26 protein-coding genes are annotated in these 25,458 nt (G+C 68.6%); 7 read left to right on the top strand and 19 right to left on the bottom strand.

Annotated features, from left to right (window positions below):
- The first annotated feature begins 70 nt into the window (after positions 1 to 70).
- Positions 71 to 1,711 carry a hypothetical protein gene (locus ACFQQC_RS13105; RefSeq protein ID WP_376862874.1) on the top strand — a complete coding sequence of 547 codons (1,641 nt, stop codon included), beginning with the start codon at positions 71 to 73 and terminating at the stop codon, positions 1,709 to 1,711.
- On the opposite strand, the gene ACFQQC_RS13100 is transcribed toward ACFQQC_RS13105, so the two are convergent.
- From ACFQQC_RS13100 to ACFQQC_RS13035, 14 genes are all read right to left on the bottom strand, one after another.
- Positions 1,712 to 2,674, bottom strand: a complete 963-nt coding sequence (locus ACFQQC_RS13100) for a hypothetical protein (protein ID WP_376862873.1) — start codon at positions 2,672 to 2,674, stop codon at positions 1,712 to 1,714.
- A complete protein-coding gene (locus ACFQQC_RS13095; RefSeq protein WP_376862871.1) occupies positions 2,671 to 3,783 on the bottom strand; it encodes a GNAT family N-acetyltransferase in 1,113 nt (370 codons plus the stop codon). The genes ACFQQC_RS13100 and ACFQQC_RS13095 overlap by 4 nt, the downstream gene beginning before the upstream one ends.
- The gene (locus ACFQQC_RS13090) at positions 3,780 to 4,982 is read right to left on the bottom strand and encodes a hypothetical protein (protein WP_376862870.1); all 1,203 of its coding nucleotides are present in this window, start codon (positions 4,980 to 4,982) and stop codon (positions 3,780 to 3,782) included. Before ACFQQC_RS13090 ends, ACFQQC_RS13095 begins: the two co-directional genes overlap by 4 nt.
- Positions 4,979 to 5,851 carry a HesA/MoeB/ThiF family protein gene (locus tag ACFQQC_RS13085; protein WP_376862869.1) on the bottom strand — a complete coding sequence of 291 codons (873 nt, stop codon included), beginning with the start codon at positions 5,849 to 5,851 and terminating at the stop codon, positions 4,979 to 4,981. Before ACFQQC_RS13085 ends, ACFQQC_RS13090 begins: the two co-directional genes overlap by 4 nt.
- On the bottom strand, positions 5,848 to 6,717 hold the full coding sequence (locus ACFQQC_RS13080) for a hypothetical protein (protein WP_376862868.1): 870 nt from the start codon (positions 6,715 to 6,717) through the stop codon (positions 5,848 to 5,850). The genes ACFQQC_RS13085 and ACFQQC_RS13080 overlap by 4 nt, the downstream gene beginning before the upstream one ends.
- Positions 6,718 to 6,883: 166 nt before the next feature.
- The gene (locus ACFQQC_RS13075; RefSeq protein ID WP_376862867.1) at positions 6,884 to 7,123 is read right to left on the bottom strand and encodes a DUF2798 domain-containing protein; all 240 of its coding nucleotides are present in this window, start codon (positions 7,121 to 7,123) and stop codon (positions 6,884 to 6,886) included.
- A gap of 14 nt (positions 7,124 to 7,137) precedes the next feature.
- Complete coding sequence (locus ACFQQC_RS13070) at positions 7,138 to 8,577, bottom strand: alginate export family protein (protein ID WP_376862866.1); 1,440 nt, start codon at positions 8,575 to 8,577, stop codon at positions 7,138 to 7,140.
- A gap of 58 nt (positions 8,578 to 8,635) precedes the next feature.
- The gene (maiA, locus tag ACFQQC_RS13065; RefSeq protein WP_376862864.1) at positions 8,636 to 9,265 is read right to left on the bottom strand and encodes a maleylacetoacetate isomerase; all 630 of its coding nucleotides are present in this window, start codon (positions 9,263 to 9,265) and stop codon (positions 8,636 to 8,638) included.
- Between the two features lie 5 nt (positions 9,266 to 9,270).
- Complete coding sequence (locus ACFQQC_RS13060; protein ID WP_376862863.1) at positions 9,271 to 10,611, bottom strand: MFS transporter; 1,341 nt, start codon at positions 10,609 to 10,611, stop codon at positions 9,271 to 9,273.
- 81 nt (positions 10,612 to 10,692) lie between these two features.
- Positions 10,693 to 11,391, bottom strand: a complete 699-nt coding sequence (locus ACFQQC_RS13055; protein WP_376862862.1) for a fumarylacetoacetate hydrolase family protein — start codon at positions 11,389 to 11,391, stop codon at positions 10,693 to 10,695.
- Positions 11,388 to 12,449 carry a gentisate 1,2-dioxygenase gene (gtdA, locus tag ACFQQC_RS13050; RefSeq protein WP_376862861.1) on the bottom strand — a complete coding sequence of 354 codons (1,062 nt, stop codon included), beginning with the start codon at positions 12,447 to 12,449 and terminating at the stop codon, positions 11,388 to 11,390. The genes ACFQQC_RS13055 and gtdA overlap by 4 nt, the downstream gene beginning before the upstream one ends.
- 1 nt (position 12,450) lies before the next feature.
- Positions 12,451 to 12,774: a non-heme iron oxygenase ferredoxin subunit gene (locus ACFQQC_RS13045; protein ID WP_376862860.1), complete on the bottom strand. Its 324-nt coding sequence runs from the start codon at positions 12,772 to 12,774 to the stop codon at positions 12,451 to 12,453.
- A complete protein-coding gene (locus tag ACFQQC_RS13040; protein WP_376862858.1) occupies positions 12,771 to 13,265 on the bottom strand; it encodes an aromatic-ring-hydroxylating dioxygenase subunit beta in 495 nt (164 codons plus the stop codon). The genes ACFQQC_RS13045 and ACFQQC_RS13040 overlap by 4 nt, the downstream gene beginning before the upstream one ends.
- Entirely contained in the window at positions 13,262 to 14,470 is a 1,209-nt protein-coding gene (locus ACFQQC_RS13035; protein ID WP_376862857.1) for an aromatic ring-hydroxylating dioxygenase subunit alpha, read from the bottom strand. The genes ACFQQC_RS13040 and ACFQQC_RS13035 overlap by 4 nt, the downstream gene beginning before the upstream one ends.
- A 161-nt stretch (positions 14,471 to 14,631) precedes the next feature.
- On the opposite strand from ACFQQC_RS13035, the gene ACFQQC_RS13030 reads away from it, so the two are divergent.
- Positions 14,632 to 15,822 (top strand): NAD(P)/FAD-dependent oxidoreductase, encoded by a 1,191-nt coding sequence (locus ACFQQC_RS13030; RefSeq protein ID WP_376862856.1) that lies wholly within the window; start codon positions 14,632 to 14,634, stop codon positions 15,820 to 15,822.
- Positions 15,823 to 15,862: 40 nt separating this feature from the next.
- Here the strand turns inward: ACFQQC_RS13030 and ACFQQC_RS13025 are convergent, their stop codons facing one another.
- Positions 15,863 to 16,639: an IclR family transcriptional regulator gene (locus ACFQQC_RS13025; RefSeq protein WP_376862855.1), complete on the bottom strand. Its 777-nt coding sequence runs from the start codon at positions 16,637 to 16,639 to the stop codon at positions 15,863 to 15,865.
- 193 nt (positions 16,640 to 16,832) lie between these two features.
- On the opposite strand from ACFQQC_RS13025, the gene ACFQQC_RS13020 reads away from it, so the two are divergent.
- The 3 genes from ACFQQC_RS13020 to ACFQQC_RS13010 all read left to right on the top strand — a co-directional run bounded on the left by ACFQQC_RS13020 (position 16,833) and on the right by ACFQQC_RS13010 (position 20,604).
- Complete coding sequence (locus ACFQQC_RS13020; RefSeq protein WP_376862853.1) at positions 16,833 to 17,513, top strand: DUF305 domain-containing protein; 681 nt, start codon at positions 16,833 to 16,835, stop codon at positions 17,511 to 17,513.
- A 26-nt stretch (positions 17,514 to 17,539) separates the two neighbouring features.
- Positions 17,540 to 19,387, top strand: coding sequence for an LVIVD repeat-containing protein (locus ACFQQC_RS13015; RefSeq protein WP_376862851.1), 1,848 nt, complete (start codon positions 17,540 to 17,542; stop codon positions 19,385 to 19,387).
- A gap of 113 nt (positions 19,388 to 19,500) precedes the next feature.
- A complete protein-coding gene (locus tag ACFQQC_RS13010; RefSeq protein WP_376862849.1) occupies positions 19,501 to 20,604 on the top strand; it encodes a DUF2855 family protein in 1,104 nt (367 codons plus the stop codon).
- Positions 20,605 to 20,608: 4 nt separating this feature from the next.
- Here the strand turns inward: ACFQQC_RS13010 and ACFQQC_RS13005 are convergent, their stop codons facing one another.
- From ACFQQC_RS13005 to ACFQQC_RS12995, 3 genes are read right to left on the bottom strand one after another with little or no spacing between them, the layout of a single operon-like run.
- A complete protein-coding gene (locus ACFQQC_RS13005; RefSeq protein ID WP_376862848.1) occupies positions 20,609 to 21,412 on the bottom strand; it encodes a DUF1295 domain-containing protein in 804 nt (267 codons plus the stop codon).
- The gene (locus ACFQQC_RS13000) at positions 21,413 to 22,051 is read right to left on the bottom strand and encodes a ChrR family anti-sigma-E factor (protein ID WP_376862847.1); all 639 of its coding nucleotides are present in this window, start codon (positions 22,049 to 22,051) and stop codon (positions 21,413 to 21,415) included.
- Positions 22,048 to 22,653, bottom strand: coding sequence for a sigma-70 family RNA polymerase sigma factor (locus ACFQQC_RS12995; RefSeq protein ID WP_376862846.1), 606 nt, complete (start codon positions 22,651 to 22,653; stop codon positions 22,048 to 22,050). The genes ACFQQC_RS13000 and ACFQQC_RS12995 overlap by 4 nt, the downstream gene beginning before the upstream one ends.
- A 110-nt stretch (positions 22,654 to 22,763) precedes the next feature.
- Between ACFQQC_RS12995 and ACFQQC_RS12990 the strand changes: the two genes are divergently transcribed.
- Positions 22,764 to 24,101, top strand: a complete 1,338-nt coding sequence (locus ACFQQC_RS12990; RefSeq protein ID WP_376862845.1) for an NAD(P)/FAD-dependent oxidoreductase — start codon at positions 22,764 to 22,766, stop codon at positions 24,099 to 24,101.
- The gene (locus ACFQQC_RS12985) at positions 24,098 to 24,889 is read left to right on the top strand and encodes a DUF1365 domain-containing protein (protein ID WP_376862844.1); all 792 of its coding nucleotides are present in this window, start codon (positions 24,098 to 24,100) and stop codon (positions 24,887 to 24,889) included. The genes ACFQQC_RS12990 and ACFQQC_RS12985 overlap by 4 nt, the downstream gene beginning before the upstream one ends.
- On the opposite strand, the gene ACFQQC_RS12980 is transcribed toward ACFQQC_RS12985, so the two are convergent.
- Entirely contained in the window at positions 24,834 to 25,427 is a 594-nt protein-coding gene (locus tag ACFQQC_RS12980) for a LuxR C-terminal-related transcriptional regulator (RefSeq protein ID WP_376862843.1), read from the bottom strand. The genes ACFQQC_RS12985 and ACFQQC_RS12980 overlap by 56 nt on opposite strands.
- Positions 25,428 to 25,458 lie beyond the last annotated feature (31 nt).

The following is a 25,458-nucleotide window of genomic DNA, read 5'->3' as shown; positions in this document are numbered from 1 at the left end:
AGCCCCTCCACGGCCGACTGCGCTTCGATTAGCGCTTGCGTCGGGGCCGCTTCCGGTGAGGACTGGGCGGATGCGCAGTCCTGCAGCCATCGGCGGCCTTCTCGGCCTCGTCGCCCTCGCCCTGACCGCCTGCCAGTCGGCGCAGGATCTGGTGCGCGGACGGATGACCGCCGAGCCGGACGCGCTGACGCAGCTGGCGCTGGAACAGACGGTAGAGGGACGCGGCGCCCTGTTGTTCGCCTTCGGGGATTTCGGCGGGCTGGACACGGATGCGATGGAGACCGTCGCCGTGCCCTGGCGGCTGACCTCGGCGGCGCTGGTGCTGGCGCAGTCGCCACAGGAGGTGTCGCCCGCGTCCCTGAACCGGGTCATGGCCCGCTATGGCTTCCTGCATCCCGCCGTCATCGCGAACTGGCCCGTGGACGCGGCCCCGCCGCCGACCATCGCGACCCTCGGCATCACCCTCGGCGTTGGCGGTCGAAGCCTGCCGCCGGTCGAGCTTCAGATCGGCAACATCGGATGCGCAGCCTGCCATGCGGCGCCGATCTATGACGGCGAAGGGCGACCACAGCCTGACCGGATCTGGCTGGGCGCGCCGAACCCGTCCCTCGATCTGGAAGCCTATACGCGCGACCTGTTCGCGGCCCTGCAGGCCGGGCTGGAGCAACCGGACACCCTGATCGCGGCCACGCGTCGGCTGCATCCCGACATGAGCGAACGGGAGGTGCGGACCTTGCGCGATTTCGTCCTGCCCCGGGTGCGGGCGCGGATGGCGCGGATCGATCCGGCGGAAGGTCCCCTGCCCTTCTCCAACGGCCTGCCGGGGGCGACCAACGGCGTGGCGGCGCTGAAGCTGCAGCACGGCCTGCTGGCGGACGATCCCGACGCGAGGGCGCGGGAGACCGGCTTTACGTCCATCCCCCACCTCGCCGACCGCAGCTGGCGCAGCGCCCTGTTGTGGGACGGCGCCTATGCCCCGCCGGGGCAGGCTCGCTTCCGCCCCATGACCCGAAGCGATCTGACGGACGACCACCGCGACGCCCTGGCCGCGATCACCGCCTACTTCACCGTGCCCAGCATGGGCGTCTCGGGTCGCCAGGCCCACGCCTCCATTCCGGACGTCGAGGCGACCTGGCGCTTCGTCGAGACCGTCAGGCCCCAGCCCTTCCCCGGCCGGATCGACGCCGCCCGGGCCGCGCGAGGCCAGGCGGTCTACGCCGGCAGTTGCGCCAGCTGTCACGGCGCCTATGAGGAGACGCCCGACGGGCCGCGCCTGTCCAGCTTCCCGAACTGGGCCGGCGACGTCGGCACCGATCCCGTCCGCGCCCTGATGATGGACCGGACGCTGGTCGACCGGGTCAATGCGTCGCCACTGCGGCGATCAATCTCGGCGGCCCGAACGGGCGTCTACGCCGCCCCGCCCCTGACTGGCCTGTGGCAGTCCGCGCCCTATCTGCACAATGGCTCGGTCCCCAGCCTCGCCGCCCTGCTGGGTCTCGAGCCGCGTCCCGAAAGCTTCCGCGTCGGCGGACACGCCCTGGATCTGGAGCGCGTGGGCCTGGCCTATCCGGAGGGCCACCGGCCCTATTCCCAACCCGTCCGGGTGGACACCGACGCGCGGGGACTGGGCGCGGGCGGCCATGACGCCGAGTTTGCGGGTCTCAGCCGGGAGCAGAGGCTGGACCTGCTGGAATATCTGAAACGGCTCTGATCAGACGATAAGGTCGTCGACCGACCGCCGGGCCGGCGCGGGCAGATCGCCGATCGGCAGGCCGAGCCGGAAGACGGTGACCAGCCGCGTCCCCGCGGGGCGACCGAAGCGCATCGCCAGCGCGGCCTCCGCCTCCGGATCATCGGCCAGCACGGTCATCGGCGCGGCGGACAGGCCCAGGCGGGCCATCTCCAGCCAGACCCGGTGCCAGCGACGTCCCGTATCGAAGGGCGGCTCATCCGCTGGGCGATGGAACAGGGCCACGGCGGCGGCGCTGCGCACCACGGCGGCCTCTCCGGTCAGGGCGCCGGCCATGCCGAGCCGATCCAGCGTCTCGAACACGCGCGGGCGCAGGACGATCCCGGCGCCGAACGCCTCCATGCCGGACATGCCCATGGCCTCGGCGTTCAGCCCGTCAACGGCCCACAGCGGGTGCCCGCGCGACAGCCGCATCCACGCCAGCAGCTCGCGCCTGAAGCCGTGATCGCGGAACCCCTTCAGACTGGCGACATCATTCAGCGCGGCGACGGCGGCGATGTCGTCGGCTTCGGACAGAACGGTCAGGTCCGGCGCGGTGGCCGTCAGGGTCTCCAGCACGCCCGGAGCGGGTGATTCGGCGAACTTGCCACGCCAGGTGCGGCGGGTGCGCAGGACCGGCGCCAGCGGGTCAGGGGACGCCGATCCCGTCGCTCGCAGGCGTGCGATCTCGCCGTCCTCTCCTGCCTCAGCCACGAAGGCCAGTCCCCGCGCCCCGGCGGCGATCAGGAACCCTTCAACGGCCGAGCCGTGACTGGCGGCGACGTCACGACCGGTCGGATCGCCGACCGGAAGGGTTCGCCCCTCGGCCTGCAGCACCGCCACCGTCCCGGCGTCGATCCGGCGCCAGAGCGTTGGCTGGACGTTGTGCACCGTGGGCGACAGGGCCGCATCGGCGACGATGTCGGCGAAGTCCTCCGGCGTCATGACAGGGCCCTGCTGAACAGGTGGGTGCGGTGAAGCCGTTCGCCACCGATCCGCTCGAACTGGCGCAGGCTGGCGCCGTTGACGTCGGCGATCCAGGTGCCGCCGCATTCCTTGTAGCCCCGCGCCTTCAGGGCGCCGAGCACGCGCCAGAGCATGGCGGGATTGACGCCCTGCCCCTGCACCTCGGGCTTCACGGAGTAGAGGATGATGACCGCCCGCTTCGGCCGGAACTGCATCTTCAGCCAGGCCCAAAGGGCGCGCGGGCCGTAGGTGGCGCCGGCGTCGCGGACAAAGGGGTTCAGGTCGGGAATGCAGATGACCACCCCCATCGGTTCGCCCTTGTAGTGGATAACCGACGACAGGGCGGGATCGAGGATCCACATCATTTCCCCCGCCTGGAAGTCGAACTCCTCGGCGGTCAGGGGGACGAACATCGGATTGCCGTCGAAGCCCGCGTTCAGGCACTGGCGCGCCTCTTCGAGCCGAACCTTGAACTGGCGTCGGTCGATCGGGGCGAAGGTCCAGTCCGGCGAGTTGAGGATCGCCCTGGCGCCCGGCGTCAGCAGGCTGTCGCGGTTGGCCCGTTCCGGCCAGATGCGGAAAGTCGACATCGGGAAGACGGCCGCATAGCCCATCGCCTCCAGCCGGGCTGGAAGCCAGGACGGCGACCAGACCATGTCGGTGAAGGGCGCATGCTCGAAGCCCTCCGTGACGAGGCCGATCTGCTGCATGGCGGTCAGGTTGAAGGGACCGGCCACCTCCGTGTCGCCATGCCGCCGCGCGAAATCCTCGATCGCGTCGAACAGCAACCGCAGGGCCTCGGGATCATCGGCGGCGTCGAGGAAGCCGAAATAGCTGCGCGACAGGCTATGGCGGGCGTTCGAGGCCGGGTGTCGATGCGCCGTCGCCCGCGCGACCGGTCGCCCGTCGCGCAGCACGACCAGCGCCTCCAGTATTCCGCCGGCCTTGAGCAGCGGGTTCTTCGTCGGATCCAGATACCGTCGCAGGTCCGACTTCATCGGCGACACATAGGGCGTGTCGCGCGGATAGACCTCGAACGGCACGCGGAAGAACAGGTCGAAATCGTCCCGGACCAGCGTCAGGCTCATGCCGCGTCTCCCGCATCCTGTTTCGCCACCAGCGCCGCCATCTTCCGGAACAGGGCCAGCGACCGCTCGTCATCCTCCGGCAGGGCCGAACCGGCCAGACCCACCAGGGCGATCTTCAGGGGATGCTCGAGGATCAGCACCGCATGGGTGGCGGCGTGCCGATGCAGCAGGTCGATCATCTGCTCCCGCCCCTCGCGGGTCGCCTCGGCGCCGATCCGTTCCAGACGCGCCAGCACGGCCAGCCCCTCGGCGTCGAAGGCCTCGCGCAGACGCTCGGGAGTGTAGGCCGCCAGATCCGCGCCCTCGGCCAGCACCAGTCCCTGCAGGGGCGCGGCCCTGGAGGCCGTGGCGAGAAAGCCTTTCAGGTCGGAGACATCCGCCTCGACCAGGGCCTGATCGAACAGCCGGCGTTTCTGGTCGCTGCCGCCCGAGCGCAGGCGCAACAGGACCGACAGGGCCAGCAGGGCCGAGACGGTGACACCGACCACGCCCCCGGCCTCCAGCAGGGTCTCCGGCATCCGCAGCCTCAGCAGGGCCCCGCCCAGCAGCAGGGCCGTCGCCCCGGCCAGCGCCAGTTCCTTGACCGTATCGGTCCAGCGCTGCGGACCGGACGCCCCGGCCGCCGCCGCATAGGCCAGCCCCAGCATGCCCAGCGCGCTCAGCCCGACCTCGCCGAACAGACCGAAATCTGTCAGCACCAGCACCCCGGTCAGCAGCAGGGCGCGGGCGTAGGAATCGAGAGTCGCGTTCTCCATCGGAGCCAGAGCCTTGCGGTCCCGGAACAGGATGAGACCGAGAACCAGCGCCAGCGCCATAGGCACATAGAAGGCCAGGCTGAACGCCTCCTCCATCCCCGCCCCGACCAGAAGCGCCGCCAGCAGGCCCAGCACGGCGCCGCCGCCGATGACGATCTTCAGCGACAGGGGCGCATGTCGTCGCAGCAGGATCTCCGCCAGCACCAGCGCGCCCAGCGGCAGGGTGCAGGCCAGCGCCAGACTGGCCAGGCCGAAGCCCTCGATCCCGGTCGCCATCGCCAGCGACCGGCAGGCGTAGAACACCCCGGCCAGGCCGAAGACCAGCATCAGCACCGTCTGCACGGGCGAGCGGGCCGGACGCCGGATCAGCACGGCCGCGACCGACAGTGCGCCCAGGGCGCCGAAGCCGTCGACCAGCATCTGGAAATCGGCGGCGGTCGTCATGCCAGCAGACGCCGCATCATCCGCCGTACGACCCAGCCCTTCAGCCAGGCCAGCGGCGCCGGCAGGGGGCGCTCGATGCGGGCGTCCCGCACATTCAGGAACCAGCCGCGGCAGTCGGTGCGCGTCCGACGCCCCATCAGCAGCGACAGCGCCTCCCCGGCCATCAGGGCGCCGGCGGTCACGACCATGGGGGCGAAGCTCATCCGCTTGCGCTTGCCCGCCGCCATCTCCGCCGCCGCCTGCAGGTCCACGTGGGCGTGGGAGGAGGAATGGGTCAGGACCGACTCGATCTCCTTCATGAAGGCCTCGCCGGCCTGTTCGGCGGTGATCTCGCGCCAGGGTGTGCCCACGGTCGGATAGCCCAGCCGCTCCTCGGGCCGGGGGTCCGTCGGCCGGACGCGCACGACCGACGGCAGGGGCGAGGCCCAGGCGTCGATCACCGTCGCGCCCTGACGCCGCGCGACCCGGTACAGCTCCACCGTCGCCGCCACGTCGTCACAGCCATTGACGATCACCGGATAGTCCCGCGCCAGCCGCTCCAACTGGTCGGTCCAGTCGCCGCCCAGCACCTCCAGCCGCAGGTATGGGTTGATCTTCAGCAGACCTTCCGCCGTCACCTCGGACTTGGGCCGGTCGACGGTGTCGGTGAAGGCGAACAGCTGACGATTGAGGTTCGACACCTCGAAGTCATCAAGATCGGCGATGGCGATCCGGCCCACGCCCGCGCGCACCAGCATCTGCACGCAGGCGCCGCCCATGCCCCCGACACCGGCGACGAAGACCGCGCCATCGCGCAGCCGGGTCTGCTCTTCCTCGCTGACGAAGCCGAGATTGCGGGTCGTCATCTCATCGTAGAAAGCTTGCGTCATGCGGTCTCTTTCCAGGGCCGCAGCACGCCCCAGGGACGGCTGGCGGACAGCCAGTAGACAAGGGGAAGGAACACCATACGCGCGGCCATCAGCAGCGCCACGCCGCCCAGCCCCATCGCCGTCGTCGGCGGCGCGACCTTGGCGAGGTATCGACCCGCCGCCGCCATATCGATCCGTCCCAGCTGCAACAGGTCGTCGCCGCGTCGGTAATCCAGCTGATCGCGGCAGAAGGCGTTGTAGCGGTCCTGCCGATGCGGCGCGGCCTGCTCGAAGGTTTTCTTGAGCGCGTCCGAACCGCCGGTGTAGGCGTCGGTGATGACGAAGCCGGCCTCATCGAACCCCGCCTCCTCGCCGACACCGAACGCCGAACGGTGCCGCGCCATGATCTGTCGGGCCAGGCTGAGGTGATCGAAGCTGCGGCGGGTTCCGGGCCGGGGCGACGGGAAGACCTCGGAAAAGGTCTCGGCCACCATGCCGACCACCGCGGGGACCTGGCTGACATTGGACACCCAGAGCGCCCGCCCCTGCCCGGTCAGGAACATCAGCACGCAGGTCAGGCCGTAGAGGGTCGAGGAGAGCCCGCGCCCGCGCAGCGCCGGATCGACCATGACCAGACCCAGATGCATGACCCGGGTCGGGCGGCCCGCCAGCTCCACATCCAGAAGCGACAGGATGTTGAACGCGACCGGCCGGCCACGCTCCGCCCCGGCGGCCTTCTGGTAGACGACGGTGACGACGCAGTTGCGCAGGCGTTCGACATCACCGCCCAGCACGCCATAGGCCAGATCGCTTTCGCCCAGCGTCAGGGCCGCGACCGCGCGCAGATCGGCGACCAGCTCAGCCAGAGCCTCCGCGGGCAGGGCCATGCCGGGCCGCTCGACAATGCGGACGGTGAGACCCTGTCCCGATCGCCAGCGCAGGTTTATCATTCACCACCCAACGTCGCGTCCGGCCCGGTCGATGCGCGACACTGCAACACCGCTTCGCCCTTATCGCAACGATTGTGATGATTCCGGAAACGGTCCCCGACGATCAACCGGAGCAGATACGGGCGGTCAGGCGTCGAACAAGGGGAAGAAGAAGCAACAGCGTCGGGAAGGCCGCGAGCCAGGACAGGCCCCAGGCCGACAGCCAGACCGGCAGGAAGGCGTCTGTCAGGCCGACGCCGCGCAGGGTGGAGACGGCGGACACCACCATCGTCATGACGATGGACAGCAGCAGCGCCATCACCAGGGGGGCGAAGCGGGCCGGCAAACGGGGAGGAGTGCTCACCGGCCCGCCTCCCGTCAGAACTTCAGTCCGACGATCAGACCGGCGTAGGACTGATCCTTCGCGCCGCTCTCTTCCAGGAAGTCCCCTGCCCGGGTGTAGTTGACCACGCCGCTGACGGTGACGAACGGGCTCACCTGATAGGTGGTGAAGGCCGCATAGCGCCAGCCGACGTAGGCGGAATCGCCTTCCGTTCCCGAGCGCAGCAGCTGGCCGGACAGCAGGTAGACGCCGTCCTCCTTGCTCTGACGCCACAGGCCGGCGGTCACCAGCCCCACGGTCGTCTTGGGCAGCGGCTGGAACGTCACCTGCGGCTGGATCGTCACCAGGTTGGAGACGCCCAGATCCGTGCGCAGCGAGATCGGCGGCACATAGAGCTGGTTGTAGGTGCCCAGCGTGCCGTCGTTACGGTCGTCGTCACCCGAGGCGGCGTCGAAGCGCACGGCGACGCGCGGCTTCCAGGCGTGGTCGAAGGTGCGGCCGACGGTGGCCGAGACGTACCAGGCCTCGATGTCCAGACCGCGGAAGTCGCCGGTCTGGAGCACGCCCTCGACGTCATAGTCCCACGGGGCCACGCGACCGTTCAGCCGAGCCGAGAAGGTGTCCCGGTCATCGCGCCCGGCCAGGCCGGTGTCGAAGGCCACGCCGATGCGGTCGGTGTTGGCGTAGAGGAACTCCAGCCGCGAGGCGGTCGGGCCGGTCCCGAGAGTGCGCGCCGCCGTGGCGCCGTACAGGCGGTAGTCATAGTTGGTGGCGTCGTCGAACGAGGCCTTGCTCTCGCGGATCGCATAGCCGCCGAACAGGCCGCCGGACCAGCCGGTCGGGTTGTCATAGATGACCCGCGCCATGTCGAAGGCGGTGCGGGCGTTGGCGCCCTCGCGCGGTTCGAAGATGCGGGAGGCGCCGACGGCGAACTCCTGACGGCCGACGCGGACGCGGACCGCGCCATCCCCGAGCGAGTGTTTGGTTTCAAGGAAGGCCTGGTGCACGTCGGCGCGGCTTTCCTCGGTAAAGGGCTCGCCGCTGTCGAGGCCATGGGTGCGGGCGTCCTGGATGTCGACGAAGGCGCGCAGGTTGGGCGTCAGCCGCCAGTCGGCCCACAGGCGCAGGCGCTGTTGCAGGTTGCCGTCGTCGTCCTGGAGGCCGCGACCGAAGCGTTCATGGCCACGATACTCGGCGCGCCAACGGGCTTCGCCGCCGAGGCTGAGCCAGGTGGAGCCCACCGGGATGGCCTTCATCTGCGCCCAGCCGGAGGCGTCATCGCCGACGGTCCGGTAGGCGGACCAATCCTCGTCGTGATTGATCGGACGGAAGGCCGGAGCCGGACGCGCGGCCGGGGCCGCGGCGGGCGCGGCCTGCACGGCCGGCGGCGCGGTGATGATCGGCGCATCGGCGGCGGGCGCTTCGGGCGAGGCGGCAAGGATCAGGGCGGCGGCGGCCGCGGAGTTGAGCAGCATAGGTTTCCCCTCTGGAGCAGGCCCGGTTGGCTCCGGGCTCCGTTGCGTTTGTGAGCGACTATTCGGCGTCGGGCTGGGCGCCCGGCGCTGCGGATTTGAAGGCGTCGAGCTGAAGGCAGGCGGCCTCGATCTCGAGCAGGCGCGGCCAGCGCAGATCGACGTTGAACCGGCGGGCGTTGCCGAGCTGGGGCACGATCAGGATGTCGGCCAGCGTCGGCGCGGCGCCGAAGGCGAAGGGACCGGGATTGTCCGCCAGCAGGCGGTCAACCGCATCCAGCCCCTCCTCGATGACCACGGCGGCCCAGGACTGGACCGCCTCCTCCGCCAGACCCAGTTCGCGAAGGTTCTGGAGCACCTTCAGGTTCTGGACCGGGTGGATGTCGCAGGCGATCACCTGGGCCACGGCGCGGACGCGGGCCCGCTTCAGCGGATCGGCGGGCAGCAGGGCGGGCTCCGGGTGGAGCTCGTCCAGATACTCGCAGATCGCCAGCGACTGGGTCAGGACCGCGCCGTCGTCGGTGACCAGGGTCGGGAGCAGACCTTGGGGGTTGAGCGCCAGATAATCCGGCGCCCGTTGCTCGCCCTTGCGCAGGTGGTGGAAGACCTGCTGCGGGGCGAGCCCCTTGAGGTTGAGGGCGATCCGCACGCGCCACGACGCAGTGGAACGGAAGTAGCCGTGCAGGATCATGGTTGTCAGGCTCCGGGAGCGTTGCGGCGCACGGCGCCGAGGGTGAAGACGGCGATCGAGGCGATCACGGCGGGAACGACGGCCAGCAGGATGAGCGACTGCGGGCTCCAGGCCTGGGCCAGCAGCATGCCGCCGACCAGCGGACCGACGATGGCGCCGATCCGGCCGACGCCCAGCGCCCAGCCCACGCCCGTGGCGCGGATGGCGGTCGGATAGACGGCGGCGGTCAGGGCGTTCATCCCGATCTGGGCGCCGACGACGCCGAAGCCGGACAGGGCCGCGCCGGCCAGCAGAACCGTCAGGTTGGTGCCGCCGAAAGCCAGCAGGGCGATGAAGGCGGCCGAGGCGGCATAGGCCACGCCCAGCACCAGATAGGGGCTGATCTTGTCGATCATCCGACCCAGCACGATGGCGCCGACGACGCCGCCGAGGTTCAGGGTGGCCGTCGACAGGATGGCCAGCGACAACGGCAGACCGGCGCCCTTCAGTAGGGTCGGCAGCCAGTTCACCAGGAAGTACATGACCAGCAGGTTCATGAAGAAGGCGACCCACAGCAGCAGGGTCGTGACCGTGCGGCCCTCACGGAACAGCTGGAAGATCGAGAAGCCCTTGGCGGCGGTCGACTGCTCGTGCTTCAGGCCATCGATGAACTCGCTGACCGAGGCATTCGGGTCGATCTTGTGCACGATCGGGGCGATCTTCGCTTCCGGCGCGCCCTTGGCGACCATGAAGCGAACCGATTCCGGCAGCATGAACCACAGCACCGGCAGCAGCAGCAGCGGCAGGACGCCGCCGACGACGAAGACGGAGTGCCAGTCGAACTCGGCGATCAGCCAGGTCGAGACCAGGCCGCCGATGGTCGAGCCCAGCGGGAAGCCGCAGAACATCACGGTGACGAGCGTGGCGCGCAGGCGGGCCGGGCCATACTCGCTGGTCAGGGCGATGATGTTCGGCATGGCGGCGCCGAGGCCGATGCCGGTGATGAAGCGGTAGATCAGCAGCTCGTTCATCGAGGTGGCGAACGCCGTCAGCAGGGCGAACAGGCCGAAGATGAAGGTCGAGATCAGGATGACGGTCTTGCGGCCGAACTTGTCCGCGGCCGGGCTGAGCGTGAAGGCGCCGACCGTCAGGCCCAGCAGGCCGATGGCGAAGATCGGACCGAAGGCGGACGGGGCCAGACCCCAGTCCTCGGCGATCTTGGGCGCGACGAAGGCGATCGACTGGGTGTCGAAGCCGTCGAGCATGGCGATGATGAAGCACAGCGCCGTAACGCCGAACTGCAGCGGACCGAATTTGGCCCGGTCGATGACGGCGTTGCCGCCGCCGGTCCCTGAAAGTGTAGCCATTTGAGTTGCCTCCCCGGAGGACGTGCGGATCTTCCCTGCCCGCTTCGTCCTCGATGTTGATGTTTGGATTTGGTGTCGCGATCAGGCCGCTTTCGGCCCGACCTTGATTTCAAGCGGCGTCAGTCCGTCGATGGTGACGACGATGTCATCCCCTTCGACCACCGCCCCCACGCCCGCAGGGGTGCCGGTGTAGATCAGGTCGCCCGGCTCGAGCTTCCAGAGCTTCGAGGCGAAGGCGACGATGTCGTCGACCGGCCAGATCAGCTCGGCCAGATCGGCGTCCTGCTTGGTCTCGCCGTTGACGGTCAGTTTGATCGCGCCCTTGGCCGGATCGAAGTCGCCCTCGCCCGCCTTGTGGATCAGGCCCAGCGGCGAGGATTGCTCGACGTTCTTGCCGGTGTCCCACGGCCGGCCCTGGGCGCGAGCGTCCAGCTGGAGGTCGCGGCGGGTCATGTCGAGGCCGGTGGCGTAGCCCCAGACGTGATCCTTCGCGTTCTCGACGGCGATGTCGCGCCCGCCCTTGCCGATGGCGACGACCAGTTCGGCCTCGTAGTGGAAATTCTCGGTCTCGGTCGGATAGGCGATCGTCACGCCCGACGGGACGACGGTCTCGGCCCAGGCGGTGAAGAAGAACGGCGGCTCACGGTCGGGGTCGCGGCCCATCTCGCGCGCATGGGCGGCATAGTTGCGGCCGACGCAGATCACGCGGCGGACCGGGAAGTCGTCTCCGGTCGTGGTCGCGGCCAGCACGGGGGCCGGGGTCTCGAACAGCAGGCTCATGCGTTTTCTTCTCTGTAGAGGTTCAGTTTTTCCTGACAGGCCTTGTCCGAGTAACCGAACAGAACCAGTTGCTCTGTCGCCTTGAAGACGACCTGCTTCCACGACGGGACGACCAGGATTTCGCGGGGGTTCAGGGCGATGGTCTCACCCTCGATGACGGCTTCACCCGAGCCTTCGACAACCACGAAGATGGTGCCGTCGGTCGAGCGGCGCGGCTGGGTCTCGAAGCCAGCGGGCATCAGGCGAACATGGGCCGAGATGGTGGCCATGATCGAGCCGCCGTTGACCGGGTTCAGGAACTCCAGCGCGTGACCCAGATGCGGATCGATGTCCGCACCGCTGTTGGCCAGACCATCCAGCGCCGGACGCCAGTCGCTGTAGGGATAGTGGAACAGCGGCTGGTGGGCCGGGCGGCGGTCCGCCGTGTGGCCCTTCAGCGGACGCATGTTGCGGCCGTAGCGGTTGATGCTGTCGCCGGGCGGGACCTCTTCGGGGAACTGGTCCTCGGGATAGCCCTCGGCGAAGCTCGCGTCGAAGTGACGGACGGTCGGGATGTCGAGGCCGTCCAGCCAGATCATCGGCTTGTCGGTCGGGTTGCCGTGGTCGTGCCACTGACCGCCCGGGGTCAGCACCAGATCGAACGGACGCATCACCGCCTTCTCGCCGTCGACCGAGGTGTAGGCGTTCTCGCCCTCGATCACGAAGCGAAGGGCGCACTGGGTGTGCTTGTGTGCCGGGGCGACCTCGCCCGGCAGGATCAGCTGCAGGCCCGCGTAGAGGCTGGGGGTGATGCCCGAGTGGCCCGGCAGGCCCGGGTTCTCCAGGATCAGCACACGGCGCTCGGCCTGTTTGGCGCTGATCAGGTCGCCGGCGCGCATCAGGTATTCGCGAGCGTTGTCATAGGACCATTTGTGCACCTTGGCCGGGCTGTCCGGCTTGGGCAGAACCAGGGCGGCCAGCTTCTCCCACAGCGGATAGAGGCCTTCCGGCTCCATCTGCGCGTACAGATCATTCAGCTGGGCCTGCTGGTCGTTCTTCAGCGGTTCGGCAGTATGCATTTCAGCTCTCCACGCCGACGTGAAGCAGGCCGTCTTCCAGCTTCACCGGGAAGGTTTTCACAGCGATCGTGCAGGGCGCGCCGACGGCGGCGCCGGTCTTCACATTGAAAGTGCCCTGATGCAGCGGGCACTCGATCAGTTCGCCGTCCAGATAGCCGTCGGCCAGGCTGGCGGCGCCGTGGGTGCACAGGTCGGCGGTGGCGTAGTACTCGCCGTCCACCGCGTACAGCGCGATCTTCAGCCCACCGACGACGGCCTGGGCCACGCCGTACTGCTCAAGATCCGAAGGGGGCAGCGTCGGCTGCCAGGTCAGGGTGGCGGTCATGCGGGGTACACGAGACTGTTGGGGATCATTTCGGAATCGAAGACCACGATCCGCTCGGCGAACCGCAGCCGGCCCTCGTCCAGCACGACCCTGTCGTGGCAGACGGCGGACAGGACGATGTCGGAGGTCTTGTCGATAAGCGTCTGGACCAGCAGCAGATTGTGCCGGACCTGAACAAAGCCCTCTCCCTCGCCGACGATGCGCGGCGCGGTCGGGAAGCGGCGGTAATAGCGCGGGGCGTACATCTGGGTCCGCGTCAGGCCGGTGACCCGGTCCTTCAGCATGCCACGGCTCTCGGCCTGCATGGTGCAGAGCGAATAGCCCGCCTCGTAGTTCTCGCGCGGGATCACACGGTACAGGCAGTCCTGGGTGAAGAAGTCCGGCCAGTCGTGCAGGCGGACGTCATCCAGGGTGGCGTAATAGTCGTCGAACAGGTCGCGGATCGCATCGCGCGTGATCGCGGCGGGGCGGGTCAGGGTCTCGGTGCTCACAGGCCCATCACCTTGCGCCAGTAACGATACATGCCGCGCACAGCGGTTTCGGTGACCTGGTGATCGGTCGGCGCGATCTCGCGGCCGCCCATCTGCAGGATGAAGTGCTCGTCCGGCGAACCGTAGGCGCCCTGCTGGGTCATCTCGAGGACTTCACCATCATCTGCCGAGACGAAGCCTGCCGGACCGAACAGATTGGCCTGACGCGTCCGGCGCAGGCGCATCTCCGGCGTGTCGTCGGCGTAGCACCAGTGGGTCCAGTGGAAGTCGAAGCCGCCGACGCCCTTGGGGACGATCTGACGGGTGGTCAGGCTGTTGACCTGCTGCTGCAGGATCACCGACGGGAAGATGGTGATCATCCCCACGGTCTCTTCGCCGGGGAACTCCTGCACCACGTCCATGACGCGGGGATCCTCGAGCACCAGATCGCCCTGGAAGTTGCGGATGTCGGCCATGGCCTCGGTCTTTTCCTGCTCGCCCTTGCGCGAGATCAGGATGCCGTGGCGGCCCTCGTCATCGATATCGACGGCGGACTTCTGGTCGGCGCGGAACAGACCGAAGGTGGCGAAGAACACGTGCAGCAGGCCCGCGTGGTACGGGTCCTTGATGTTCTCCTGCATCTGTTTCCAGTTGGCCGGAATGTGCTGACGGTTGTAGCCGAGCACCTCCAGCTTCCGGCCGTCGTAGACGCGGGTGTAGTGCTTCCAGAACTTCTCGCCGAGGTACTCGCGGAAAGGCGGGGTCTCGTCCGAGAAGGTCGCCCAGACCACGCCGTTCACTTCCTCGACGCGCAGCTTGTTCAGCCCGTTCTGCGACAGGTCGAAGTCGGCGGGCATGCCGCCCTGACGCTTCACGCCGCGACGGAAGGGCACGCCCTGCAGGTCGCCGTTCAGCGCGTAGGACCACTGGTGATACGGGCAGATCAGTTCCTGCGAATGGCCGAACCGGGCCTGGCAGAATTTCACGCCCTTGTGGGCGCAGCGGTTCTCGACAACCGAAATCTCGTTCTCGGCTGAGCGGACCATGACCACCGGCTTTTCGCCGAGCGTGGTCGTCTTCCAGTCGCCGACATTCGGCAGCTCGCACTCCAGACCCACGTACAGCCAGTGCGGCCCGTACCAGATCTTCTGGAGCTCCTCAGCGTAGGTCTCAGGGTCCGTATAGACCCAGTAGGGCACCGCGGCGTCGGCGTCGGCCGGCCACACCCTGCCCTCAGGCGGACGAACGGAAATGTTCAAAATCACGGCTCCCGGCACTGCAATTCCATCGACGATCTGAGGTCGCCGTTGACCGCACTGATGTCGTGGTTTTTGATCTATGTCAAACGCGTTGCACATTGTGCATTGCACACAAGGATCGAAACGACATGGACGAACGCATCGTCATCCTGGGCGCAGGTCACGCCGGCGGCGCCGCCGCCATCGCTCTTCGCGAGCTTGGATTTTCCGGAGAAATCAATCTGATCGGCGAAGAAGCCGAGGCGCCGTACGAGCGCCCCACCCTGTCGAAGGAGTTCCTGTCAGGCGCGGACGCGGAGCCGGTCTGGCTGGCGGACGATGCACGATGGCGTGATCTCAATGTGCAATTGACGCTCGGGGTCAGCGGAATCGCCATTGACCGCGAGATGCGCCAACTGACCCTCTCGAACGGCTCAACCGTTCCCTATGACCGGCTCATCCTCGCCACCGGCGGACGAGTGCGTCGGCTGGATACGCCCGACCATCCGCGCATCCACCATCTGCGCACGACGGAGGACGCCCGCGCGCTGGCGAAGGCTGCCAAGCCGGGCGCGCGCGTCGTCATCGTGGGCGGCGGCGTGATCGGTCTGGAGGCCGCCTCGACCCTCGTCGAACTGGGCCTGACCGCGACCGTGCTGGAAGCCGGCGACCGGCTGCTGGGCCGCAACATCCCCGAGGAAGCCGCCGGCTGGCTGGCCGCCGCCCACGCGCGAATCGGCGTCGATGTCCGTCTGGACCGGTCGGTGCGCAGCATCGAGCATCGCGCGGATGATCTGAAGATCCAGCTGGACGGTGGCGAGACGCTGGAGGCGGACCTGATGGTGGTCGGCATCGGCATCATCCCCTGCGCCGAACTGGCCGAGGCCGCCGGCTTGCCGACGGCGGGCGGGGTTCTGGTCGATACCAGTTATCGGTCGCCGGGCGATGAGCGGATCTTCGCCATCGGCGATCTGGCGGTCCGCTCCTGGGGCGACGGTCCAGCGCCGCGCCGGATGGAGACCTGGGCCCATGCCCAGACCTCGGCCCGCGCCGCCGCCCTTGCGATCCTCGGTCAACCCGCCGAGCCCGAGCCGGCCCCGTGGTTCTGGACCGCCCAATGCGGCCACATGCTGCAGATCGTCGGCGATCCCGGCGCGGGCGACACGGTGATCGCGCGGGGCGACGGGGTGAGACTCTACGTCCGTAACGACGTGTTGGTCGGCGCGGTCTGTCTGGACCAACCCCGCGACTTCGGCACGGCCAAGCGGCTGATCGGCAAGGCGCTGGTCGCCGAGCGCGCCAGCGACCCGGCCGCCGACCTGCGCAAGGCCGCCGCCTGATACCGGGCCAAAACCTGAGCCCGATCAGACCGATTCTGGCCTAAGGGGCCGGTCGGCGACCGCCGATGGCGGCGGTGATCTCGTCGCAGACGGCGATCAGGCGCCTGAGCACCTCTTCGTCGCGATCGGGACGGAAGGCGTCGGTGGCGAGCACGGTCGCCGTCAGCGTCGCCTCCTCCTGCAGGTCGAAGATCGGCACGGCGGTGGCCCGCAGGCCGGGGATCAGGGTGCCGCTGACGCCGGAGTAGCCGTCCGCCCGCACCCGTTTGCGGATGGCGTCGACATCCACGGGCGTCAGTCCCCGGTCCTCGGCGGTCTCCCGCTCGATCATATGGCGGGTATGATTGTCGGGACGGAAGGCCAGGAAGACATGGCCCGTGGCCGACCGGAGCAGCGGCAGGGGCGAACCGACCATCAGCGAGGTCGAGATCGGCGGCGAGCCCATGACCCAGCGCACCACGATGGGGCCGCTGGGGCCGAGCGAGGCCATCTGAACCGTGCGACCGGTCTCGTGGACGAAATCGGTGATCCGCTGGTTGGCCTCCTGGAAGGCGTCGATGCGGCTGAGCGCGCCGAGGCCGAGCCGCAGGGCCGCGGGGCCCAGATCATAGCGGCCGCTGCCGCCGTCCTGACGGGCCATGCCCGCCGCCACGAGGCTGGCCAGATAGCGGTGCGCCTGGGAGGGCGACAGATCGGACGCGGCGGCGATGGTCCCGAGCGGCTGCGGCTCCTCATACGAGGCCAGGGCGTCCAGCACGCGCAGACCGATGCCGACCGACTGGATGCCCGCGCGGCGCTTGGTCGTCTCCTTGGTCACGTCAGGCCTCTCCCGGATGCCGCGCCGTGCGAGGCGCCGATTCAACTTGCGACAGACTAGCATCAGAGCGGGGGGCGGATGGAAGCGGCGCGACCGATCCTCCGCCTTGCTTCCTTTTAATCCTTCGCCGCTTGCCCCTGCTGAACAACGCCCTAGTCTGCCCGCTTCGATGTCGCGGCTGGGGGAGTAGCGTTTGTCGTATCTGGCCGGATTGCTGGCGGCGGCCCTGTTGGCGCCGCAGAGCGCGCCTCCGATCTTCCAGCCCGGGGCGCCGGGCGCGCCCTCGCGCGTGATCACCGCCGATCAGGCCCTCGACCTGGCCCGGACCAGCTATACCGCCGAAGACGTCGCCTTCATGCAGCACATGATCGTCCACCACGCCCAGGCGGTGGAGATGGTCAGCCTGCTGGAGATCCACGGCGCGAACCCGCGCGTCAAACTGCTGGGCCGTCGGATCGCCCTGTCGCAGGACGCCGAGATCGAGCTGATGCGCGACTGGCTGACCGAGCGCAACCAGTCGACCGAAATGCAGATGGATCACTCCGGTCACGGGATGGACCACGGCGGCATGGATCATTCGGCGCACGCCGGTCATGCAGGCCATGCTCCGGCGCCGTCCGAGACGCCCTTGATGTCCGGCATGCTGTCGCCCGCTCAGATGGCGCGGCTGGCGGCGGCGCGCGGCGGCGAGTTCGACCGGCTGTTCCTGACCGGCATGATCCAGCATCACCAGGGCGCGATCGACATGGTGGCCGAGTTGCTGGAGCACCCCGACGCCGCCAACGACACGCTGCTGTCCGACTTCACCACCGCGGTTGTGGCGGACCAGTCCACCGAAATCCTACGCATGCAGTCCCTGCTCTCCGACCTCTGATCCGCCTTCCAGCTGAAAGACCGGCCATGACCATCAGAAAGACCCTGCTGTCCTCCGTCGCCGTTCTCGGCGTGCTTCTGACCGCGGGAACCGCCGCGGCGCAGCAGTCCTCGGCAGGCGGCCAAACCCAGACCATCACCGCCGACGCCCGCAGCACGCTCTCGCCGGGCCTGAACGATGCGGGCCAGGCCGCCTCGGGGATGGTGCTGGAATACACGCTGGGCAAGCCGGAAGGCTTCGTCGATCCGGACATCGGCTTCTCGCCGCCGACCAGCCAGGCCGAGGGCGAGGCCCTGATGCGCAGCGCGCGCGGCAACCCGAACTTCAGCCCGCTGGGCATGGCGAACACCGATCTGGCCCTATCGAACGGCAAGCTGTTCGTGGGCAATTTCAACGGCTTCAACGCCTATGACCTGACCACCGGCGGCGCTCCGCAACTGGTGATGTCCGTGGTCTGCCCCGGCGGACAGGGCGATGTCTCGGTGCGCGGCAACCTGCTGTTCATGTCGGTCGAGGAAGGCCGCGGCCGGCTGGACTGCAGCGCTCCGACCCAGAACGGCGAGGTGCTTCCGGATCGCTTCCGCGGCGTGCGCATCTTCGACATCAGCGACCTGAACGCGCCGCGCCAGATCGCCGCTGTCCAGACCTGCCGGGGGTCCCACACCCACACCCTGGTGCCGCATCCGACCGATGCCAATGTGCTCTATGTCTATGGTCAGGGCACTTCGAGCGTTCGCAAAACCGAAGAACTGGCCATCTGCACCGACGGCCAACCCGACGCCAATCCGGAAACCGCCCTGTTCTCCATCGACGTGATCAAGGTCGAGCTGGACCGGCCGCAGGACGCCGCCATCGTCAACCGTCCGCGCATCTTCGCTGACGCCACCACGGGCCGCGTCGCCGGCCTGTGGCGCGGGGGCCGCGCCGGGATCGCCAGCCAGAACACCGCCCAGACCAACCAGTGCCACGACATCACCGTCTATCCGGAGATCGGTCTGGCCGGCGGCGCCTGCAGCGGCAACGGCATCCTGCTGGACATCTCGGATCCCGAAAATCCGGCCCGGGTCTCGGACATCTTCGATCCGGACATGGCCTACTGGCACTCGGCCACTTTCAACAACGCCGGCACCTCGGTCGTCTTCACCGACGAGTGGGGCGGCGGCATCGCCGCGCGCTGCCGGGCTGAAGACCCGGCGACCTGGGGCTCGAACATGATCGCGACGATCGAGAACCGCACCCTGACCGGCCGCAGCTTCCACAAACTGCCCTCGGCGCAGGGCGCGACCGAAAACTGCGTGGCCCACAACGGCAACATCATCCCGGTGCCCGGCCGCGACCTGATGGTCCAGGCCTGGTACCAGGGCGGCATCTCGATCATGGACTTCACCGACCCGGCCAAGCCGGTCGAGATCGGCTATTTCGACCGTGGCCCGATCAGCGCCGAGCGTCTGTATGTGGGCGGTTCCTGGTCGGCCTACTGGCTGAACGGCCGCATCTATTCGGCCGAAATCGCCCGCGGCCTGGACGTCCTGCGTCTGGTTCCGAACGAACACCTGTCGGCGGCGGAGATCGCGGCGGCCGAGGCCATTATCGCCGAGGAGATCAACCCGCAGCTCCAGACCCGCATCAGCTGGTCGGACACGCCGGACGTGGCCCAGTCCTATCTGGACCAGCTGGCGCGCAGCAACGCGCTGGAAGCTGATGTGGCCACGCGCGCCGGCGCCGTCGTGACCGGCTGGCGCGCGGGCGAGGTCGACAAGCGGGCCGCCAGCCGTCTGGTCGCCACCCTGCGCACGGCCTCCGAGAAGGCCCAGCCGGTGGAACGCACCCGGATGACCGCCCTGGCCGACCTGCTCGGCCGTATCTCGGCCTGATAAAAGACGGGGCGGCTCGCGACAGCGGGCCGCCCCGATCCTTCTCCTGCGTCAACCGCCGTTCCTGATAGTCTCGGGCAAAAGCCGGACGAAACAGACAGGGACGAGACGCCATGACCGACGCCGACCACCGCCTGATGACCCGCAAGGCGGACCTGGGCGAGACGCTGAAGTCGCCGATCCCCGATCACGGTGAACTGGCCGAAGGCGAAGTTCTGCTGGCGCTGGACCGGTTCTCCCTGACCACCAACAACATCACCTATGCGGCCTATGGCGACGCCATCGGCTACTGGAAGGTCTTCCCGACCGGTCGTGACGACCACGGTCTGATGCCGGTGTGGGGCTTCGCCGACGTGGCGGCCTCGCGGGCGGAAGGGGTCGAGGTCGGCGCGCGGGTGTTCGGCTACTTCCCGATGGCGGACACGCTGCTTGTGCAGGCCGAGAAGGTGTCGCGCGGCGGCTTCGCCGACGCCTCGCCCTGGCGCAAGGCGGTGCCGGATATCTACAACCGCTATGTCCTGTGCGCGGCGGACCGGCACTACGATCCGGCGCTGGAGAACAGCGAGGCGATCTTCCGGCCGCTGTTCGTGACCTCCTACACGGCGGTCGACTTCCTGAGGGACGCGGGCTTCTTCGGCGCCAGGCGGATCGTGGTGTCAAGCGCCTCGTCCAAGACCGCCTATGGCGCCGCATGGTGTCTGGAGCAGGATGATGTGGAGGTCGTGGCCCTGACCGGAGCGCGAAACCGCGCCTTCGTCGAGAGCCTCGGCTGCTATGACGTCGTCCACGGCTACGACGATCTGGAGACCATTCCAGCGGATGTGCCGACCCTCTACCTCGATCTGGCCGGCGATGCGGCCCTGCGTCGGCAGGTCCACGCGCATTTCGGCGAACAGCTGACCTATGACTGTCTCGTCGGCTCGACGCAGAGCGACAGCTTCACAATGAATGATCCCGAGCTGGTCGGGCCGAAGCCCGTCTTCTTCTTCGCCGCCACCTGTCTGGACCAGCACCGCGAGCGCGGAACACTGCATGCCTTCTATGAGCGGTTCCTGGCGGATCAGAAGACCTTCTTCCAGCGTGTGATCGACCCGGCCTCGCCGTGGATCCGGATCGTCGAGCATCAGGGGCTGGACGCCGCCGCAAAGGTCGTGCGGGCGTTGGCGGACGGCGTATCGGACCCGGCGGAAGGCGCCGTGGTGCGGATCGCGCGCTAGGCCTTCACTCCGACCGGGGCGGACGCGGGAAGAACAGGCTGGTGCGGGCCACATAGGCCGCGAAGGCCTCGGGCCGGGTACGCTTCATGTGCGCCTCCAGCGGCGGGATGCCGGACACCCGCGTCAGCAGCCAGTAGATGTAGATCGGCGCGGTCAGGGCCAGCCAGCCCCACGGCCACTGGCCCGTCAGGTTGATCGCCATGACCGGCCAGGCGCACCAGCCCAGCCACTCGAAGAAATAGTTGGGGTGCCGCGACCAGGCCCAAAGGCCGGTGTCGCAGATCCGGCCCTTGTTTGCCGGGTCGGCCTTGAAGACGGCCAGTTGCCGATCCGCCGTCGCCTCGCCCCACAGGGCCGCCAGCATGATGACCACCGCCAGCAAATCCTGCGGCGTGGGCCCCGGCGCCGGATTGCGCGCCGCCACCAGCAGGCTGACCGTCAGCACGGCGCCCGCGCCGGCCTGCAGCATCAGGAAGCCGAACAGACGCGGCTGGGCCTTGTCGCCCCACTGACGCTTCAGCCCCTCATAGCGCTCGTCCGGCGCACCCTTGAGCGCCCGCTCGAGCAGGTGCCCGCCCAGGCGCAGGCTCCACAGGGCGATCAGGCCGGCCACCGCGCCCTGCCGGAAATGAAGTTCGCCCTGCGTCAGCGGCCACAGAGCCACGAGCAGCCCGGCGAGCCCGAGCCCGAAGACCCAGAAGGTGTCCACCCACGCCCCCTGCCCCGTCGCCCGCTGCACCGCCCAGGCGGCGGTCATCACGATGATCAGGACAAGCGCCGAGGCGCCCCAGAGCAGGAGTTCAGGCATCTACAACCGGACAAAGGGCTGGATCAGGCGACCGAACCAGCCATCAAGAATGATCTGGCCATCAAGGGCCGCAACGCAGAGACAGGGCTCGTCCGAGATCACACGTGGCTGATGCAGGGTGTCCTCATCGGCCTCCTCGAAGTCGCCCGGGAAGTAAGGCTGATTCCCCGCCGCATACGCCCCTGAAATAACACAGGTCAGCTCAACCCCGCCGTGCGTGTGTCGTGGCGTGGCCTGGCCGGGCTGGATCCGCAACAGGATCACCCGCGTGTCTCCATCTCGCGGAGCGTGTACGTGCCGCACCTCCACGCCGCCGCCCAGCTTGCGCCAGCGCCCGAGCGGATAGCGGCGCAGCGGCTCGGGCAACTCCGGCATATCGTTCAGCGGCGGCGCGGCGGTCACCTCGCCGGTGTCGGCGTCGATCCGGGCCATGGCGCGGGACAGGGCATCCTGCTGCAGGGGCATGGGATCAAGGTCATCCAGAATGACGCCGCCGACGCCCTGCAGGCGACGGACCCAGGCGTCGGCGTCAGGGCGCATGGCCAGACAGGCGGAGACGACCACGGCCTCCGGCGGGCTCAGCGTGCCGGCGGCGTAGGCCAGCAGACGTTCTTCAGACGGGGACGGACGGGCGTTCATCGGCCGCCCTCCTGCTCGAGCGTGAGGCGAAGTTTCAGCATGGCCTTTCGAATGCGCGATTTGACCGTGCCCAGCGGCAGGCTGAGACGGTCGGCGATGGCGGAATGGGGTTGGTCGAGGAAGAAAGAGAGGTGCACGACCTGGGCCTGTTCGGGCGTCAACACAGCCAGGGCCTGCCGAATGCGGACGGCGTCCTGACGCTCCTCCAGAAGGTCGTCGGGACGGTCCGGATCAATCGGCGGCGGGGCCAGGTCCAGCAGCGGCGCGCGCGCATCGCGCCGCAGGGCGTCCAGTCGCCGGTTGCGGGCGATGGTGAAGATCCAGGTGGAGGCCCGGGCCAGCCGCGGATCGAACAGGTCCGCCTTGCGCCAGACGATGAGCATGGCTTCCTGGGCGAACTCCTCGGCCGCTCCGTCCGCCGCCCCACCGCGGATCAGCCAGGACTTCAGGCGCGGAGCGAAATGTTCGAACAGGCGCGCAAAGGCCTCGCGGTCGCGCGATTGCGCCACCGCCACGATCAGCCGGTCGAAATCCCCCGCGCCGTCAGTCACGCGGGCCGCGCGGACGGAAGGAGGGCTCGAGGTCGTGACGGAGCCGTACATGCGACATCCTACGTCTTGTGCCCGCAGATGGATCACCCGTCATCCGGAATGCGTTGGACAACGTAACAAGGACAACAGGCCTGCGCGCCGTCCTGCCAGAGACCCCGTCCTTGACCGTCACCGCCCCCGCCTCCAGTCCGCGCCGTTTGCGCATCGCCGTGATCGGTTCGGGAGTCTCGGCCCTGTCCTGCGCCTGGCTGCTGAACCGCCGCCACGAGGTGACGCTGTACGAGCGCGAGGAGAGACTGGGCGGGCACTCCAACACCGTCACCGCCCGCCTGCCCGAGGGCGAGGTGGCGGTAGACACGGGCTTCATCGTCTTCAACGGCGCCACCTACCCCAATCTGTGCGCCCTGCTGGATCATCTGAAGGTTCCGACCCGCGAGACGGACATGTCGTTCGCCGTTTCGCTGGAGCAGGGGAAGTTCGAATACGCCGCCCCTGCCCTGTTCGCCCAGCGACGGAACATCTTCCGTCCGCGCTTCTGGAAGATGCTGGCCGAGCTGGTGCGCTTTTACCGCCGCGCGCCTGGCGACATCGCCGCCATGGACGATCCGAACATCAGCCTGGGCGAGTATCTGAAGTCCCAGAAATTCGGCGCGGCCTTCCGGGATGACCACCTGCTGCCCATGGCCGCCGCCATCTGGTCCTCGCCCGCGCAGAGCCTGAACGATTATCCGGCCGAAGCCTTCGTCCGGTTCTGCACCAACCACGGCCTGCTACAGTTCCTGAACCGCCCGATGTGGCGGACCATCATTGGCGGCAGTCGGGTCTATGTGGAGAAGCTGGCGCAGGCGCTGGGCGACGCCATCCGCCTGAACCGGGAGGTCGTGGCGGTCCGTCGGGTCGCGGACGGGGTCATCGTGCGCGACAGCCGCGGGGACGAGCAGATGTTCGACCATGTCGTCATCGGCGCCCACGCCGATCAGGCCCTCGCCATGCTGGCCGACCCCAATCCCGAGGAGAAACGCCTGCTCGGCGCCTTCCGCTACAGCCGCAACCTGACCATCCTGCACTCGGACCCCGGCCTGATGCCCACGCGCCGCCGGGCCTGGGCCAGCTGGAACTATATGGGCACGCACAACGGCCTGTGCGTCAGCTACTGGATGAACAAGTTGCAGGGCCTGCCCGGCACGGACCTGTTCGTCACCCTGAACCCGCCCCGCCCGCCGCGTCCCGAGACCCTGCTGCGCACCGAGGTGTACGAGCACCCGATCTTCGACAAGGCCGCGGTCGCCGCGCAGAAGGAGTTGTGGAGCCTGCAGGGACAGGGCGGCGTCTGGTTCTGCGGCGCCCATTTCGGCGCGGGCTTCCACGAGGATGGTCTGCAGTCCGGTCTGGCCGTGGCCGAACAGCTGGGCGGCGTGCGTCGCCCCTGGGAGGTCGCTGACGAGAGCGGCCGGATCCACCTGACGCCCGCGCCTGCGCCGGAGCGGCTGCCGGCATGACCTCCGCGGGGAGCCTGTATCGCGGCGAGGTGATGCACCGGCGGGTGCGCCCCCGCGAGCATGCCTTCCGCTACCGGCTGTTCTGGATCCTGCTGGACATCGACCGGCTGCAGGAGGCGGCGCGGACGACGCGCCTGTTCTCGATCGGCCGCTTCAACCTTCTGTCCTTCCATCCGCGCGACCATGGCGACGGCTCATCGACCACCCTGCGCGACCAGGCTCTGGCGAAGCTGGAGGCGGCGGGGATCACGGACGTGGACGGACCGATCCGCCTGCTGACCCTGCCCCGGATGCTGGGCTTCGTCTTCAACCCGATCAGCGTGATCTACGCCCACCGGTCCGACGGCGCCCTGGGCGGGGTGATCTACGAAGTCACCAGCACCTTCGGCGAGCGACGGTCCTATGTCCTGCGGGCCGCCGGCGGCGAACTGTTCCGGCACGGTTGTGACAAGACGCTGCACGTCTCGCCCTTCATGCGGATGGACATGACCTACGCCTTCAAGGGCCGGACGCCGGGCGAGGTCATGCATCTGAGCATCGACGGCCACGATCCGGAGGGTCTGCTGATCGCCACGGCGATGCAGGGGAAGCGTCGGCCGCTGACCGACCGCGAAATCCTGAAGGCCGCGCTGGCCCTGCCCTTCGAGACGCTGAAGGTCGTCGCGGCCATTCACTGGGAAGCCCTGCGTCTGTGGCTGAAGGGCGTGCCCCTGGCGCCGGACCCGGCGAAGGTCAGGCCGGCAGACGGAACGGAGACAGGGCGGCGAACAGCTGCTCGCGACTGCTGACCCCGATCTTCAGATAAGCGCGGCGCACATGGGTGCGCGCGGTCTCGACGCTGATCTTCAGCCGCTCGGCGACCTCGTCGATATTGTAGCCGTCCACCAGTTGCCGGACCAGACGATCCTCCGCCGGCGTGAGGCCGAAGACCGAACCCGTGTCCGCCCAGATGTGGGTTTCGGGGCTCTGGGTGATGATCAGGACCGAGACCATTTCGGACCCCGCCATCGGCTCCAGCCGCATGACGGCATGATCGCCGTCCAGCTCGATCGCATGCGCCTGGGGCGCGTCGTCCAGATCGCGAAGGGCCGCACGGAGGCGTTCGATCGCCCCCTTCTGAGCCAGGGCCAGCCGTCCGTTGACGATCGACAGGCTGCGGGATCGGCCCAGCAGCGCGCCGCCCTGCGTATTGGCGTCGCAGACCTCCAGCGTCTCCCGGTGCATGAAGAAGCCGGGCGTCGACAGATTTCGGAACCACTGCAGCAGGTGCAGCGAGGCCCCCGCTTCGGCCCGGGGCCCCGCGGGCCACGGTCCACTGGCAATCACAACACGAGCATCTGACACGCTCTATTCCCCC

This window comes from Brevundimonas sp. GCM10030266 (genome assembly GCF_042666595.1).
Classification (GTDB): domain Bacteria; phylum Pseudomonadota; class Alphaproteobacteria; order Caulobacterales; family Caulobacteraceae; genus Brevundimonas.
This window is presented reverse-complemented; position numbering and strand designations above follow the sequence as displayed.